We start from the raw sequence: 13,777 nt of genomic DNA, 5'->3' as shown, positions 1-13,777 counted from the left end.
ATGCGCGAAACGGGCTAACGCTGTTTTCACGATAAACTCACGGAGCCGCCGATGCCGCGCCGATCGCTTCTCGCCGCCGCAGCCCTGTTCGCCGGGACCACCCTCGCCGCGCAGGCCAATACCTTCCGCTGGGCCAATGACGGCGACGTCAACTCGATGGATCCCTACGCGCGGAACGAGACCTTCCTCCTCTCCTTCAACGCCAACATCTACGAGCCGCTGGTGCGGCGGAACCGGCAGCTCGCCGTCGAGCCGGCGCTCGCCGCGCGCTGGGAACAGCCCTCCCCCACCGTCTGGCGCTTCCATTTGCGCGAGGGCGTGCGCTTCTCGGACGGCACGCCGCTGAGCGCCGACGACGTGCTCTTCTCCTTCGAGCGGGCGCGGGGGCCGGGCTCGAACATCACCGCCTATTTCGCCTCGGTGAAGGAGGCGCGGGTCGTCTCCCCCTCCGTCATCGAGTTCGAGACGCATCGCCCCAACCCGATCTTCGTCGAGGAGATCACCGGCTGGGGCATCATGTCCCGCGCCTGGGCCGAGCGGAACAGCGCCCAGCGCGTCGCGGACCTGACCCAGCGGGCGGAGAACTTCGCCACCCGCAACGCCATGGGCACCGGCCCCTTCGTGCTCGTCAGCCGCGAGCCCGACCGGCGCACCGTCCTCGCCCCCAACCCCGCCTGGTGGGACCGGCCGGAGCACAATCTCACCCGCGTCGAGTTCAACGTCATCGCCAATGACGCGACGCGCGTCGCCGCGCTGATCAGCGGCGAGGTGGACATGGTCTATACCGTGCCGCCCCAGGACACCGACCGCCTTTCGCGCAGCCCCGGCATCCGCATCCACCAGCAGGCCGAGCTGCGGACCATCTATCTCGGCATGGACCAGAGCCGCGAGGAGCTGCTGAAGTCCGACGTGCGCGGCCGCAACCCCTTCCGCGACGTGCGCGTGCGCCGGGCGATGCAGCTCGCCATCGACAACGAGGCGATCGCGCGCACCGTCATGCGCGGCCAGGCGCGCCCGACCGCGCTGATGATCGGCCCGGGCGTGAATGGCCACACCGAGGAGCTGGATCGCGCGCTCCGCGTGCGGCCGAACCCCGAGGAGGCGCGCCGCCTGCTCGCCGAGGCCGGCTACCCCAACGGCTTCCAGGTCGGCATGGACTGCCCCAACGACCGCTACGTGAACGACGAGGCGATCTGCACCGCCGTGGTCGCCATGCTCGCGCGCGTCGGCATCCGCGTGCAGCTCAACGCGCAGACGCGCGCGCGCTATTTCGCGGAGATCCTGGGGCCGCGCTACAACACCTCGTTCTTCATGCTCGGCTGGACGCCGCCGACCTACGACGCGCACAACGCGCTGTTCAACCTGATGGGCACGCGCGACGGCACGCGCGGGGTGTTCAACTCCGGCGGCTATTCGAACCCGCGCTTCGATGCGCTGGTCGAGCAGATCGCCACCGAGACCGACCGCGCCCGGCGGCAGGAGCTGATCAACCAGGCGATGCGGATCCATGCCGAGGATGTCGGGCACATCCCGCTGCACCAGCAGGTGGTGATCTGGGCGGCGCGGCAGAACATCACGCTGCAGCAGCTCGCGGACAACTACTTCCCGCTGCGCTTCGTGCGCGTGGGGCAGTAGGCCGGGCGCGGAGGCCCCCGGCAGCCCGGCAGGGGCCGGGGGGCCTGGTTCAAGTCGTGATCGCCTGGCTTCGGCCGTGAAGCGCAGTGGAGCCGGTCAGCGCCCGGGCCGGCCGGGTGGCGCCGCACCCGATCCGGCGCGATGATGGACGGGCACGGGGGATCGGCCCCGCGCCCGATTCGTCGTTGCAGGGGATCGCCCGATGAGCGCCATCAAGGACTGGCCCGCCTATTCCGCCGCGCTGCGCGAGCGCGGCAAGGAGCTCGGGCAGCTTCACCCCGAGATCGTGAAGGGCTTCGTCGCGCTGTCGAACGGCGCGGCGAAGACGCAGCACCTCGATGCCAAGACGCGGGAGTTCATCGCCCTGGCGGTGGCGATCACCACGAAATGCGAGGGCTGCATGGACGCGCATGTGCGCAAGGCGCTGGCCGCAGGCGCGACGAAGGAGGAGATCGCGGAGGCGCTCGGCGTCGCGATCGCGCTGAATGCGGGCGCGGCCTTCACCTATGCGCTGCATGCGCTGGACAGGGTAAACGAGGGCTAGACCAACGCCTTCCTCGCCACCTCCAGCGCCGCCTTCTGCGCCTTCGTCACCTTGGGGTAGTGCAGGTCGAGCGCCTCCAGCGCCTCGATGATCGCGGCCACCACCACCAGCCGCGTGAACCACTTGGTGTCCGCCGGCACCACGAACCATGGCGCGTGCCTCGCCGCCGTGCCGCGGATCGCGGCCTCGTAGGCCTTCATGTAGGCGTCCCAGTGCGCCCGCTCGGCGACGTCGTTCGCCGAGAACTTCCAGTTCTTCGCCGGCTCCTCGATGCGCGAGAGGAAGCGGCGCTTCTGCTCCTCCTTGCTGACATTGAGGAAGAACTTGAGCACCACCGTGCCCTGCCGGGCGAGGTAGCGTTCATAGGCCGCGATGTCCTCGAGCCGCTCCTCCCAGATGGCCTTGCCCACCAGCCGCGGCGGCAGCTTCTGGCCCTCGAGGAATTGCGGATGCACGCGCACCACCAGCACCTCCTCGTACCAGGAGCGGTTGTGGATGCCGATGCGCCCGCGCTCGGGCAGGGCGGTGGAATGGCGCCAGAGGAAGTCGTGGTCGAGCTCCATGGCGTTGGGCGCCTTGAAGGAATGCACCTGGCAGCCCTGCGGGTTGACGCCCGAGAAGACGTGCTTGATCGCCCCGTCCTTCCCGGCCGCGTCCATCGCCTGGAAGATGCACAGCAGCGACCAGCGGTCCTGCGCGTAGAGCATGTCCTGCAGTTCCGCGAGCCGCTCCACGCCCTTCTGCAGCAGCTCGGCCGCGTGGTTCTTCTCGAGGTCCAGCCCGCCCGTGTCGGCGGGGTCGCAGTCCCGCAACCGGAAGCCCTTGCCCGCGGTGACGCGGTAGCGGTCCAGGATCCTCTCGGTGCGCTTGGTGATCATGCGGCCCTCCCCCTCGGCGCCACCACGATCCATGCTGCGGCGAGCGCCTGCAACAGGAACGTCACGCCGAGCGCCACCGCATAGCCGGCCGGGTTCCAGCCCCCTGCCGCCGTGCGCGGCCAGAGGTCGAGGATGGCGCCGATCCCGGTCTGCAGGACGAACACCAGCACCAGCATCGAGAAGTTGATCGCGGTCGCGACCCGCCCCTGCAGCTCCGGCGGGAAGCCCTGCCCCACCGCCGCATAGCCCGCAACGCCGACCGAGCCGCAGAAGGAGAAGAGGAACCAGATCGGCGCCACGTTCCAGAAGCCCGAGGGCGCGGCGATCAGCGCCGCCTGCGCCGCGAGCACGCCGGCGATGCCGAGATAGGGCACGAACATCGGCGAGAAGCCGCGCGCCTGCGCGAAGGAGGCCGCCTGCCCGGTCACGAGGCTGCCGGTGACCATCCCGAGCGCGTAGATCAGCAGCCCTACCGCGCGCAGCCCGTCATCGAGCCCGCCCACGTCGCGCAGCCACGGCCCCGCCCACAGCCCCTGGAAGGTGAAGTTGAGCGCTGAGAGCACCATGATCGCCGGCAGGAAGCGCAGGAAGGGCCGGTCGCGGAAGATGCGGCCGAACTCCGCCATCTCGCTGCCGATGCTGCGCCGCTGCGGCATGGCGGCGGCGGGCCGGTCGGGCACCGAGGCGCGGATCCAGGCCGCCGCCGCCACCGACAGCACCGCCAGCACCACGAAGATGCCGCGCCAGCCCAGGACCGGGATCGCCGACTGCACCGGCACGGTGGCCGCCATGCCGCCCATGCCGGCGAGGAACAGGCCCGCGCCGGTGACCGCCGCCACGCGCTCCTTCGGATACCATTGCGAATTGGCCTTGAGCATCGCCATCAGCCCGGCCGCGAGGCCGAAGCCGCAGACGATGCGCGCCAGCGCGAGCGTGACGACATCCGGCGCGGCCGCGCTCATCAGGAAGCCCACGGCCGAGAGGATCGCGAGGCTGCTCTGCACCCGGCGCGGGCCGTAGAGGTCGAGGGCGATGCCGATCGGCAGCTGGGCCGCGGCGTAGGCCGCGAAGAAGCAGGCGGCCAGCAGCCCGAGTTCCGAGGCGGAAAGCCCGAACTCGATGGCGAGCAGCGGCCCGATCGTCGCCACCATCCCGCGATTGCACTGGTTGAGGAAGTTGATCGCCGCGAGCGGCAGCGTGATGCGGGCGAAGCCGGGCGCGGTGCTCATCAGCGCGCGTCGAGCCGCACGCTGATCGGGCAATGGTCGGACAGCACGTCGCGCAGCGCCGGGTCGCGCTCGGCATAGACCAGCACGCGGAAACTGTCGCGCACGAGCCAGCCGCGCGCGGGGCCGCCGAGCAGGATGTGGTCTATGAAGGGCCGCGCCCCGCCGTCGCGCGCCCAGCACGGGTCCGCGAAGCCCTGGTTCACGCGCAGCAGCGGCGCCGCCTCGTTCAGCATGGCGAGGAAGTCGTCGTTGCGGTCCATGCGGCGGTTGAAGTCGCCGAGGATGGCGAAGGCGATGCCCTCGCGCCGCCGCTCCGCGATCCAGCCCGCGAGCACTTCCGCCTGCTGGCCGAGGCGCTGGCATTCGAAGGTGTTCGGCTGGCGGACGGAACTGAAGGAACAGCCGGCGCCGAGATGCACCGAGAGCAGGCGCAGCGGCGGCCCGCCCGGCCGGCGGACGGTGATGTCGGCCCCGCGCCGCAGGGAACGCCGCGCCGTCGGCGCGGTGTCGAGGCCCATCAGGTCCGGGTTGCGCGTGACCTCGAGCTCGCGCCGCCAGGCGAAGCCCGCGCGCTGGATGTCGGTCTCGGCGGGGAAGTGGAAGTCGTAGGCGCGCTGGTCGAAGACGCGCGCCGCGGCGAGCGGACCGTCCACCTCCTGCAGCGCCACGACATCGGCCGCGAGCCTTTCGGCATAGGCGCGCAGCCGCGCGAAATCGGCCTCGCTGCGCGGGCGGAGGCGGGGCGGCAGGTCGGGATGGCCGGCCGGCCGCGTGTTCAGCCAGGCGATGTTCCAGGAGGCGAGCTTGATCTCCTGCGCCGCCGCGGGCAGGGCGAGAAGCGCGAGGAGGGCGATCAGCAGGGGGCGCATGGAGGCCTTCATAGCAGCGTCGGGGCTGCGGCGCGCCTGGGCGCCGCGGAGGTCAGCGGGCGCGCACCGCAGGCCAGGAGGAATGCCGCGACGGCGTCATAGGCCGCCGCATCGCGCGTCGGGTCATGGAACGGATCGTCGGCTGCACTCCCGCGCGGGACCCAGACCACCGTCTCGCCGCGCGCGCGCGTCAGCAGCACGCGATAGGTGTTCACCACGTAATGCGCCTCGCTGCGTTCCGCCTGCCAGCGCGTGCCGGCGAAGCGGCGCGCAGCCCAGGCGCCGTCACGCCAGACCAGATCGCCGCCCCACGCCAGGCCCGCCACGTCGAGCTCGAGCCCCTGGCAGGCGTATTCGCTCGCTGCGGCTTCCAGCGCATCGCTGGCGCGCACGTCCGGCCAGACGTTGAGGAACCAGTCCGCGACATCTTCGGCCGGCACCTCGGCGGCGAGCCCATCGCCGCGCAAACGCTTGGCACCCGAGGACCGCAGCAGCCCCGCGCGCCGGCGCCCGCGCGCGAAGCCGCGCAGCGCCGCGCGCACCACATCGAGGTCGCGCGACAGGTACACGGGGAACTCCACCGCGCCGCGCGCGATCGCCGCGGCGCCGGCGGAATCGCCGGCCAGCACCGCCTCCACCCAGCCCGCCACCGAGGCGTCGCGCACCGCGCGCAAAGGCACCGTCAGGTCGAGCGCAGGGTCGATCGCGAGCCACGGTGGCGCGCCATCGGCCAGGCGCTGCAGCGGGTCCGCCGCCTCCAGCACGCGCCGCGCGGCCAGCGCGCCCCAGCGCGGATCGGCGGCGATCACGCGGCCCCATTCGCGCAGGCCGGCCTCGCCGGTGTTGATCTCCTGCCCGTTGCCGATCAGCGCCACCACCACCGCCCAGCCGGGATGCCGGCCCATGATGTCGAGCGTCTGCGCCGGCTCGCTCATGGTCAGCCTCCCCGGTCGGTTCTGGGTGCCGCGGCGCGCCTTGGCCTCGTCCCAGGCGCGCTGCGCCTCGTCGAAGACGATGATGCGCTCGGGCGGCGCGCCGGCGCCGGGGGCTGCGCCGTCCTCGAGGAAGCGGTGCACGTTCTGGATCGCCGCCTTCACCTCGCGCAGCGCCTGCGCCTTGGCGGTGCGGTACCGAGCGACCGCATCGCGCGCCAGCGCCTCGCGCAGCACCGCGACCAGCGGCGCATTGCCGGTCAGGAAGGCCGCGCCGTCCTGCCGCGCCGCGCCGAACACCGCGTTCAGCCCGCACAGCGTCTTGCCCGCGCCGGGAATCCCGGTGACGAAGACCACGCGCTTGGCATGGTCGCGCCGCGCCTGCGCCACCGCGCGGGCGATCGCCTCGGAGGTCTCGCGCAGGTTCGCGGCATCCGCGCGCGCGGCGGCGATCTCGGCCACGCCATGCCGCGCGAACAGCATGGTCGCTGCCTCGACGATGCCCGGCACCGGGCGATAGGGCGCGTTGAGCCAGGCGGCACCGTCCAGGGGCGAGGACGGTGCAGCCGACTGCACCCAGCCGAACAGCGCCGCCAGCCCATCCGGCCCGCAGACGATCGGCGGCAGAACGCCGTGCCAGAGCAGCGGCGCCTGACGCGGCGGCGCGAAGCCAGCAACGCCGCCGCTCACCAGCACCGGGAGGATCGGATGGGCGCGGCTGCCGGCATGGAAGTCCCGGAGGTCCAGGGCGTAATCCTCGGCCTCGGCCAGCGCGGCGGGAGAGGCATCGGTCTGCTTGAACTCCAGCACGAGGATCGCGCGATCGGTCAGCACCACCGCATCCGCGCGTTTCTCGAGGCGCATCAGGTCGTATTCCAGCGCCACGGTCCAGGCGGCGCCGCCGGCCGCGCGCAACGCATCGCGCAGCGCGGCGATCGCGCCTTGCCAGGCCACCTGCTGCTCCGGCATGCCGGGATGCCCGCGCGTCGCCTGCGCGGCGGCGAGCAGGCCTGCGGTCACCGCCGGCTCCTCGGCCAGCAGGTCCGCGCCGCTGCGCGCCAGCCACGCCCTCATCCGCTGCCCCCCCGCCGCGGCCAGGTCGCCACCGCCACGCTGCCCATCATCAGCACGAAGCCGGCCGCATGCGTCGTCGTGAAGGGCTCGCCGAGCAGGCTCACCGCCACCAACGCCGCGGTCCCCGGCAGGAAGGCCGTGAACACGCCGGCCATGCCCGCCGGCACGCGCTTCAGCCCCGCATACCACAGCAGCAGGCACAGCACGCTCGCGGTCAGGGAATGGAACACCAGCAGCGCCGCGAGCGACGCATCCGCCAGCGCCGCCACCGCGCCGAAGCCGGGGGCGGCGAAGGGCAGCAGCACGAGCGCGGAGAAGCCCTGCATCCACAGGCTTGCGGTCACCACCGGCACGCGCCCGGCGATCCGCCGCGCCAGCAGCACATAGGCCGCCTCCCCCAGCACCCCGCCGAAGACGAGCAGGTTGCCGAGCAGCGACCCGCCCTCCCCGCCCGCCGCGCGCGCCACCGTGATCGCCGCCATGCCGCCCGCGGCGAGTGCCACCGCCGCCCATTGCCGCGCCGGCAGCCTCTCGCGCAGCAGCACCGCGCCGCCGATCGCGACCACGGCCGGCAGCGTGGCCAGCACCAGCCCGCCCTCGAGCGCCGTGGTCAGCCGAAGCCCGGCGAGCAGGCCGGCATTGTAGATCGCGGTGCCGAACAGCGCCTGCAGGGCCAGGTTGCGCGCCACGTCGCGCGGCACGCGCACCGGCCCATCCATCCGGCGCGCCAGCGGCCAGAGCACCGCCATCGCCAGCACGCAGCGCAGGAAGGCGATCAGCGCGATCGGCAGAGCCTCCGCCAGCAGCTTCGCCACCGCGACATTCGCGCCGACCAGCGCCATGGAGAGGGCGAGTTGCAGATAGGCGAGGCGCACCCGCGAAGCCTATCGCGGGACGCCGTGCGCTCCTACCGCTTCCGCCGGCGCATCGGCCGGGCGCGTCTGCACCGGCACGCCATGCGGGAGCGCCGCCACATGCACGCGCCGCGCCTGGAAGCCGGCGATACGTCCGCCGGGACTGGACACCGCGCCCTCGGCCGCCAGCACCGCCCGCCGTACCATGTCATCCGGGCCGGCCTTCGGCGTGCCCAGCGCCCCATCGGCCGCCACGGCGCGATGCCAGGGCAGCGTTGCCGCCACGATCGGGGCAAGCATCGCAAGGACAGGCGCGCCATGCCGCGGCGTGATGTCGCGATGCGCGCCCGCATCCGCGCGGCTCACCACGCGCCCAGCCGGCACCCTCGCCACGATCCGCGGCACGTCGCCCGTGATGCGCGCGAGGAAGGGCGGCTCGCCACGCCCTACGCCTCCTCTGCCTGACGGAAGGGCGAGAGGGTCGCCAAGGCCACCATCTCCCGCCGCATCGCCGGGCGCTCGCGTTCCAGGAAGTCCGCGACCGCGCGCGAGAGGCCCGGATGCGCGATCCAGTGCGCGGAATAGGTCGGCACCGGCAGATAGCCGCGCTGGATCTTGTGCTCGCCCTGCGCGCCGGCCTCCACGCGCGGGATGCCGTGCGCGATCGCGAAGTCCATGGCCATGTAGTAGCAGAGCTCGAAATGCAGGAAGGGCACGTCCACCACCGCGCCCCAGTTGCGGCCGTAGATCGCCTCCCGCCCCACCAGGTTCAGCGCGCCGGCCACCGGCTCGCCGTCGCGCTCGGCCACCATCAGCACCACGGCATCGCCCAGGCGCTCGCCCAGCATCGGCCAGAAGCGCCTGGTCAGGTAGGCGCTGCGGCCCCATTTCTTGTCCGTGGTGCTGCGGTAGAAGCGATGGAAGGCCTCCCAGTGGCGCGGCGTGATCTCGGCCCCGCGCAGGCAGCGCAGCGTGAGGCCCGCGGCCTGCACGTCGCGGCGCTCGCGCCGCAGGGCCTTGCGCTTGCGCGAGGCGAGCGCACCGAGGAAATCCTCGAAGCAGCCATAGCCGGGATTGTGCCAGTGGAACTGGGTGCCGAGGCGCTGCAGCCATCCTGCCTCGCCCAGCGCCTCCCATTCGGCCGCGGTGCAGAAGGTGGCATGGACCGAGGATGCGCCGACGGCCTCACAGGCCTGCACCAGCGCCTGCGCCAGCGCGGCCGGGGGCACCCCCGCCCCGGGCCGCAGCAGCAGGCGCGGGCCGGGCACCGGGCTGAAGGGCACGGCCACCTGCAGCTTCGGGTAGTAGCGCCCGCCCGCGCGCTCCAGCGCGTCGGCCCAGCCATGATCGAAGACGTATTCGCCCTGGGAATGGGATTTCGCGTAGCAGGGCGCGCAGGCGACGAGCCTGCCGGCCTCGTCGCGCAGGGCCGCGTGCTGCGGCAGCCAGCCGCGTTCGGGCACCGCGCTGCCGCTGTCCTCGAGCGCGGAGAGGAAGGCATGGCCGACGAAGGGGTTGTCGCCCCCCGCGCAGGCATCCCACTCCGCAGCCGGGATGTCGGAGATGCTGCGATGCAGCGTCAGTGTCAGGGGCGCCGGGCCGTCATCGGGCATGGGCCCAATGTCGCGCGCCCGGCGCGGCGCGCAAGGCGTGCCGGGCGCGGCCTCAGCCGCCCGGCGCGCGGTAGAGGCTGACGGCACCGAGCAGCATCGTCACGCCGCCTGTCAGGCCCATGAACTGCGCCAGCGCCTCGGGCGCCAGGGCCGGCAGCCCGCCCGGCAGCGCGACGGGCATCTCCGCCATCCCGAAGCCGAGCCAGGCGCCCGCCAGCGCCGCCGTGAAGCCGACCAGCAGCGCGGCGATGCCGAGCAAGGCCGTCCAGCGATCCGCAGCGACGGCGTCCTCGGTCTCCGCGACGACCTCGGCACCCTCGTTCCACATGGTGAGATCAGACATGTCGTGCTCCCCTCCTGCCCGACGGGGAGATATCACTCGATCGAGAGCAAGCTTCGCAACGGGTTATCGGACGTTTTTAACGCGCGTGTGGTTTCTGCCACAGATTCAACCCGCCAGGGCGGCGGAATCGGCGTGTTCCTTGCTGCGCCGCAGCATGACTCACGCGAGTTCGAACATCCCCTCCACCTCGACCGCGGCATCGGCCGGCAACGAAGGCACGCCGATCGTGCTGCGCGCGTGGCGGCCGGCCTCCCCGAATACCTCCACCGCGACGTCCGAGGCCCCGTTCATCACCGCCGCATGCTGTGTGAAGGAAGGCGGGGCGGCGATGAAGCCGCCGAGGCGCACCACGCGCTTGACCTGGTCGAGATCCCCCGCCGCCGCCTTGAGCTGCGCGAGCAGGTTGACGAAGCACAGCCGCGCCGCGGCCTTGCCCTCCTCCGCCGAGACGGCCTCGCCCACCTTGCCCGCGTAGGCCACGGCCCCGTCGCGCAGCGGGATCTGGCCCGAGATCACCACCAGCTTCCCGGTCACGACGTAGGGCACGTAGTTGGCGATCGGCGCCGCGGGCACGGGCAGGGTGATGCCGAGTTCCTTCAGGCGCTGCTCGATGCGTCCGGCCATGGCGGGCGTTCCTCTCTCCGGCGGGTCGTTCGGGGCGTGCGGCCTCAGGCCGCGTGGCGGAAGGGCCGGCGCCGCGGCGCGGGCTGGGCCGGCAGGTCGAGCGGCAGCAGCGGCGGCTGCGGGGCGGCGGCGGGCGCGCGCGTCTCCTCCTCGGCCGGGTCCGGCAGGTCGCCGCGGCCGAGATAGTCGAGCGCGAGGCGGCGGAAGGCCCAGTCGAGCACCGAGGTGGCGCGGCGGATGCCGGGGTCGCCCTCCACCATCCCGCCCGCGCCCGGGGCATAGGCGAAGGCCTCCACGAAGGCATCGAGCGGCACGCCATGGGCGAGGCCGAGCGAGACCGCCTGCGCCACCGCCTCGTGCAGCGCGCGCGAGGCCGCGCCCTCCCGCGGGAGGGAGAAGGCGATCTCGCGCAGCCCGCCGCGGTCGTCCTCGGTGGCGCGCAGCGCGAGGCGCATGCCGCCGATGGCCACGCGCCAGGTGCGCGCGGCCGCGCTCGCGACCGGGCGCGGGGGCGCGCGGCGCGGCGCCTGCGGCGCGGCGGGCATGGCGAGCGGGCCGGGGGGCGCGGCGTCGAGGAAGGGCAGGACCGCCGCCTCCATCGCCGCGCGGGCCTCGGGCGGCGGCGGGGCGAGCAGCAGCGCCGCCTCCGGCCCGGCGCGCAGCGCGGCGCGCGTCGGGCGCAGCGCGTAGCGGCCGTTCTCGTCCCGGGCGGGGCGCAGGGGGCCGGATGCGGGCGCGAGGCCGGCGGTCTCGGCGCCGAGCAGCGCCTCGACGGCATCGGCCGGGGCCAGCGCGACGCAGCCGAGGTGGCGCAGGCCGGGCGAGGCCGCGGCTTCGTCGAGCGCGGCCCGCGCCGCCGCGGCAAGCCCGGGCACAGCCGTCGCCGCGGGCGGCTCCGGCCAGATCAGCGCGACCGGGTGCAGCGCGCCGTGGCGGGCCGCGAGGCGGCCGGATTCCGCCTCGGCCGCGCCGCGCGTCAGGGCCGCGACGGCGGCCGCGACCGCCTGTGCCTCCGCCCCGCCATAGGGGATGCGGAAGGCGGCCAGCAGCCCCGCGAGGTCGGCGAAGCCGAGCCGCAGCCGCGGCGCGCGGCCATGGCCGAGGATGTCGAGCACCCGCACGCCCAGCGCCGCCGCCTCGGCATAGGCGCGCGCGTCGAAGCCGCCGCCGGGCTCGAGGAAGGCCGGCAGGTTGAGCACGAAGCGCGGTTCCTCGCGCCGGTCGCGCCAGACCTCCGCCCCGGGCGCGCCGCGGCGCGCGAGCAGCAGGGCGCGGAGCGCCTCGGCCATGGCGTCGGCCTCCTCGGGGCTATCGAGCAGGCCGAGGCGGCGGCCGCGGGCGGTCACGCGGCGGATCCAGCCCTCGGCGAGGCGCGGCAGCAGCACCGGGCCGGAGCCCGGCGCGAGGGCGGCGAGCGCCTCGGCCGCCCCGCCGTCCCAGGCGGCGGGAAGGGCGACGGGCCGGAGGGGGGAATCGGGATCGGCGCCCGCGCGCTCCCGCCGGAGCGCGACACCGTCCCAGAGCGTGCCGGTGATGCCTGCCATGGCCCGGATGCTAGGCGGCCAAGGGCGGAAGCGGAAGGCGCATCTTGTGGCATTCGGCTGCCCGACCCCCAATATCCTGTGGATAGACGCGCCGCCCGCCCGGCTTTGCGCGCGCGCCCTCTCTGTGGCATCAGGGCTTCCTTCCGGGATGCTCCCAGGGACGCCGCGATGGCCTTGTTCGACGACCTCTTCATCCGCCTGACCAGCCGCAAGGTCGGCCGCGACCGCTTCGGCAACACCTATTGGGAGGCGCGGTCGCGCAAGGATGCCTACGGCCGCCCGCTGCGCCGCGTGACCTATGCCGGCGTGCCCGAGGCCTCGGCCGTGCCGCCGGAATGGTGGGGCTGGCTGCACCACACCACCGATCGCCCGCTGCCCGAGGATGCGCCCCGCCGTCCCTGGCAGAAGGAGCACCGCCCCAACATGACCGGCACGCGCGAGGCCTGGCGCCCGCCCGGTCACGATGCCGCAGGCGGACGCCGCCAGCCCTCGCCCGGCGACTACGAGGCCTGGACGCCGGGGCGCTGAGCCCCGACATCCCCATCCCATGCAGAAGCGCAGCCTTGCCGAGTTGCTCACCGGCGCCGTCGTCCTCGTGGTGGCGGCGACCTTCCTCGTCTATGCGGTGACCGGCAGCGGCCGCTCCCTCGCTGGCGGGCCGGCCATCTCGCTCACCGCCCGCTTCGACCGCATCGACGGCCTCGGGCCCGGGGCCGATGTGCGGCTCGCCGGGGTGAAGGTCGGGCAGGTGACCAGCCAGCGCATAGACCCCGAGACCTTCCTCGCGGTGCTGACGCTGCGCGTGGACGCCTCGCTGCGCCTGCCCTCGGACACCTCGGCCGAGATCCAGAGCGAGGGGCTGCTCGGCGGGAAATATGTCGCGCTGGTGCCCGGCGGCTCCGACCGCATCCTGCGCGACGGGCAGGAGATCACCATCACCCAGAGCGCGGTCAGCCTCGAGAGCCTGCTCGGCCGCTTCATCTTCAGCGTCACCGAGATGAACCAGGGCCGGGGCGGGGAACAGGCGCCGGCGGCGCAGCCGCCCGCCAGCCCGCGATGAGCGCGGCGCCGGACCCCGCCGCGCCGCCCGCCGTCTGGCCGGGCGCCGACGGGCAGCCGATCTCCTGCCGCGAGAAGCTCAAGGTGCTCGCCGAGAACCACGCCGAGGTGCGCCAGGTCCTGCAGGACGCCTTCGAGGATGCGGTGCTGATGGGCGTGGACGAGGCGGCGATGCGGCGCATCCTCGCCGGCATCGTGGAGGGGCTCGCGAGCCCGAGGCGCGGGCGATGAGGTGCGCGGCGCTCCTCGTCCTGCTGCTGGCCGCTGCCCCGGCCGCCGCGCAGGAATGGGTGCCGATGCGCAGCGCCCGGCTGCAGGCGCTCGACAAGGTGACGGCGCGGATCACCATCCTCGATGCCCGCGTCGGCCAGCCGGCGAGTTTCGGCACGCTGACGGTCAACCTGCGCGCCTGCCACGGGCGCGGCCCGGACGAGGTGCCCGACGCCGCCGCCTGGATGGAGATCACCGACAGCCGCGCGCCGCCCGGCAGCCCGCCGGCCTTCCGCGGCTGGATGTTCGCCAATGCCCCCGGCGTGAACATGCTCGAGCACCCGGTCTACGACATCCGCGTGCTGGAGT

The 13,777-nt window shown here is 73.7% G+C and carries 16 protein-coding genes; 6 read left to right on the top strand and 10 right to left on the bottom strand.

The features are described 5' to 3' along the window. Positions 1-51: 51 nt before the first annotated feature. Both FHS88_RS12765 and FHS88_RS12760 read left to right on the top strand, forming a co-directional pair. Positions 52-1,635, top strand: a complete 1,584-nt coding sequence (locus tag FHS88_RS12765) for an ABC transporter substrate-binding protein (protein ID WP_184485243.1) — start codon at positions 52-54, stop codon at positions 1,633-1,635. Positions 1,636-1,846: 211 nt separating this feature from the next. Next, positions 1,847-2,179 carry a carboxymuconolactone decarboxylase family protein gene (locus tag FHS88_RS12760; RefSeq protein ID WP_338146572.1) on the top strand — a complete coding sequence of 111 codons (333 nt, stop codon included), beginning with the start codon at positions 1,847-1,849 and terminating at the stop codon, positions 2,177-2,179. Here the strand turns inward: FHS88_RS12760 and FHS88_RS12755 are convergent. The 10 genes from FHS88_RS12755 to FHS88_RS12710 all read right to left on the bottom strand — a co-directional run bounded on the left by FHS88_RS12755 (position 2,176) and on the right by FHS88_RS12710 (position 12,139). Next, positions 2,176-3,057 carry a polyphosphate kinase 2 family protein gene (locus tag FHS88_RS12755; RefSeq protein WP_184485239.1) on the bottom strand — a complete coding sequence of 294 codons (882 nt, stop codon included), beginning with the start codon at positions 3,055-3,057 and terminating at the stop codon, positions 2,176-2,178. The two genes, FHS88_RS12760 and FHS88_RS12755, sit on opposite strands and share 4 nt — an antisense overlap. Then, positions 3,054-4,286 (bottom strand): MFS transporter, encoded by a 1,233-nt coding sequence (locus FHS88_RS12750; RefSeq protein ID WP_184485237.1) that lies wholly within the window; start codon positions 4,284-4,286, stop codon positions 3,054-3,056. The genes FHS88_RS12755 and FHS88_RS12750 overlap by 4 nt, the downstream gene beginning before the upstream one ends. Beyond that, positions 4,286-5,155 carry an endonuclease/exonuclease/phosphatase family protein gene (locus FHS88_RS12745; RefSeq protein ID WP_184485235.1) on the bottom strand — a complete coding sequence of 290 codons (870 nt, stop codon included), beginning with the start codon at positions 5,153-5,155 and terminating at the stop codon, positions 4,286-4,288. Before FHS88_RS12745 ends, FHS88_RS12750 begins: the two co-directional genes overlap by 1 nt. A gap of 8 nt (positions 5,156-5,163) precedes the next feature. Beyond that, a complete protein-coding gene (locus FHS88_RS12740; RefSeq protein WP_184485233.1) occupies positions 5,164-7,161 on the bottom strand; it encodes a DNA/RNA helicase domain-containing protein in 1,998 nt (665 codons plus the stop codon). Beyond that, positions 7,158-8,036: an EamA family transporter gene (locus tag FHS88_RS12735; RefSeq protein ID WP_184485231.1), complete on the bottom strand. Its 879-nt coding sequence runs from the start codon at positions 8,034-8,036 to the stop codon at positions 7,158-7,160. The genes FHS88_RS12740 and FHS88_RS12735 overlap by 4 nt, the downstream gene beginning before the upstream one ends. 9 nt (positions 8,037-8,045) lie before the next feature. Then, positions 8,046-8,420 (bottom strand): MGMT family protein, encoded by a 375-nt coding sequence (locus tag FHS88_RS12730; RefSeq protein ID WP_184485229.1) that lies wholly within the window; start codon positions 8,418-8,420, stop codon positions 8,046-8,048. A gap of 41 nt (positions 8,421-8,461) precedes the next feature. Beyond that, positions 8,462-9,628 carry a GNAT family N-acetyltransferase gene (locus tag FHS88_RS12725; RefSeq protein ID WP_184485227.1) on the bottom strand — a complete coding sequence of 389 codons (1,167 nt, stop codon included), beginning with the start codon at positions 9,626-9,628 and terminating at the stop codon, positions 8,462-8,464. Positions 9,629-9,680: 52 nt separating this feature from the next. Then, on the bottom strand, positions 9,681-9,971 hold the full coding sequence (locus FHS88_RS12720; protein ID WP_184485225.1) for a hypothetical protein: 291 nt from the start codon (positions 9,969-9,971) through the stop codon (positions 9,681-9,683). A 159-nt stretch (positions 9,972-10,130) separates the two neighbouring features. Beyond that, positions 10,131-10,595, bottom strand: a complete 465-nt coding sequence (locus FHS88_RS12715) for a RidA family protein (protein WP_184485223.1) — start codon at positions 10,593-10,595, stop codon at positions 10,131-10,133. A gap of 44 nt (positions 10,596-10,639) precedes the next feature. After that, positions 10,640-12,139, bottom strand: a complete 1,500-nt coding sequence (locus FHS88_RS12710; protein ID WP_184485221.1) for a TSCPD domain-containing protein — start codon at positions 12,137-12,139, stop codon at positions 10,640-10,642. Positions 12,140-12,307: 168 nt separating this feature from the next. Between FHS88_RS12710 and FHS88_RS12705 the strand changes: the two genes are divergently transcribed. The 4 genes from FHS88_RS12705 to FHS88_RS12690 all read left to right on the top strand — a co-directional run. Continuing rightward, complete coding sequence (locus FHS88_RS12705; RefSeq protein WP_184485219.1) at positions 12,308-12,667, top strand: NADH-ubiquinone oxidoreductase subunit NDUFA12 family protein; 360 nt, start codon at positions 12,308-12,310, stop codon at positions 12,665-12,667. A 19-nt stretch (positions 12,668-12,686) separates the two neighbouring features. Beyond that, the gene (gene mlaD / locus FHS88_RS12700; protein WP_184485217.1) at positions 12,687-13,199 is read left to right on the top strand and encodes an outer membrane lipid asymmetry maintenance protein MlaD; all 513 of its coding nucleotides are present in this window, start codon (positions 12,687-12,689) and stop codon (positions 13,197-13,199) included. After that, entirely contained in the window at positions 13,196-13,429 is a 234-nt protein-coding gene (locus FHS88_RS12695) for a hypothetical protein (RefSeq protein ID WP_184485215.1), read from the top strand. Before mlaD ends, FHS88_RS12695 begins: the two co-directional genes overlap by 4 nt. Continuing rightward, positions 13,426-13,777, top strand: a 352-nt coding sequence (locus FHS88_RS12690; RefSeq protein WP_184485213.1) for a DUF2155 domain-containing protein, incomplete at its 3' end; no start/stop codon positions are given. The genes FHS88_RS12695 and FHS88_RS12690, both read left to right, overlap by 4 nt.

This window comes from Neoroseomonas alkaliterrae (assembly GCF_014199195.1).
Classification (GTDB): Bacteria; Pseudomonadota; Alphaproteobacteria; order Acetobacterales; family Acetobacteraceae; genus Neoroseomonas; species Neoroseomonas alkaliterrae.
This window is presented reverse-complemented; position numbering and strand designations above follow the sequence as displayed.

What these genes read in the sequence shown, in the direction of transcription:
- FHS88_RS12765 (WP_184485243.1), top strand. Translation starts at nt 52, where the DNA reads ATGCCGCGCCGATCGCTTCTCGCCGCCGCAGCCCTGTTCGCCGGGACC.
- FHS88_RS12755 (WP_184485239.1), bottom strand. Translation starts at nt 3,057, where the DNA reads ATGATCACCAAGCGCACCGAGAGGATCCTGGACCGCTACCGCGTCACC.
- FHS88_RS12750 (WP_184485237.1), bottom strand. Translation starts at nt 4,286, where the DNA reads ATGAGCACCGCGCCCGGCTTCGCCCGCATCACGCTGCCGCTCGCGGCG.
- FHS88_RS12745 (WP_184485235.1), bottom strand. Translation starts at nt 5,155, where the DNA reads ATGCGCCCCCTGCTGATCGCCCTCCTCGCGCTTCTCGCCCTGCCCGCG.
- FHS88_RS12740 (WP_184485233.1), bottom strand. Translation starts at nt 7,161, where the DNA reads ATGAGGGCGTGGCTGGCGCGCAGCGGCGCGGACCTGCTGGCCGAGGAG.
- FHS88_RS12725 (WP_184485227.1), bottom strand. Translation starts at nt 9,628, where the DNA reads ATGCCCGATGACGGCCCGGCGCCCCTGACACTGACGCTGCATCGCAGC.
- FHS88_RS12720 (WP_184485225.1), bottom strand. Translation starts at nt 9,971, where the DNA reads ATGTCTGATCTCACCATGTGGAACGAGGGTGCCGAGGTCGTCGCGGAG.
- FHS88_RS12715 (WP_184485223.1), bottom strand. Translation starts at nt 10,595, where the DNA reads ATGGCCGGACGCATCGAGCAGCGCCTGAAGGAACTCGGCATCACCCTG.
- FHS88_RS12710 (WP_184485221.1), bottom strand. Translation starts at nt 12,139, where the DNA reads ATGGCAGGCATCACCGGCACGCTCTGGGACGGTGTCGCGCTCCGGCGG.
- FHS88_RS12705 (WP_184485219.1), top strand. Translation starts at nt 12,308, where the DNA reads ATGGCCTTGTTCGACGACCTCTTCATCCGCCTGACCAGCCGCAAGGTC.
- mlaD (WP_184485217.1), top strand. Translation starts at nt 12,687, where the DNA reads ATGCAGAAGCGCAGCCTTGCCGAGTTGCTCACCGGCGCCGTCGTCCTC.
- FHS88_RS12695 (WP_184485215.1), top strand. Translation starts at nt 13,196, where the DNA reads ATGAGCGCGGCGCCGGACCCCGCCGCGCCGCCCGCCGTCTGGCCGGGC.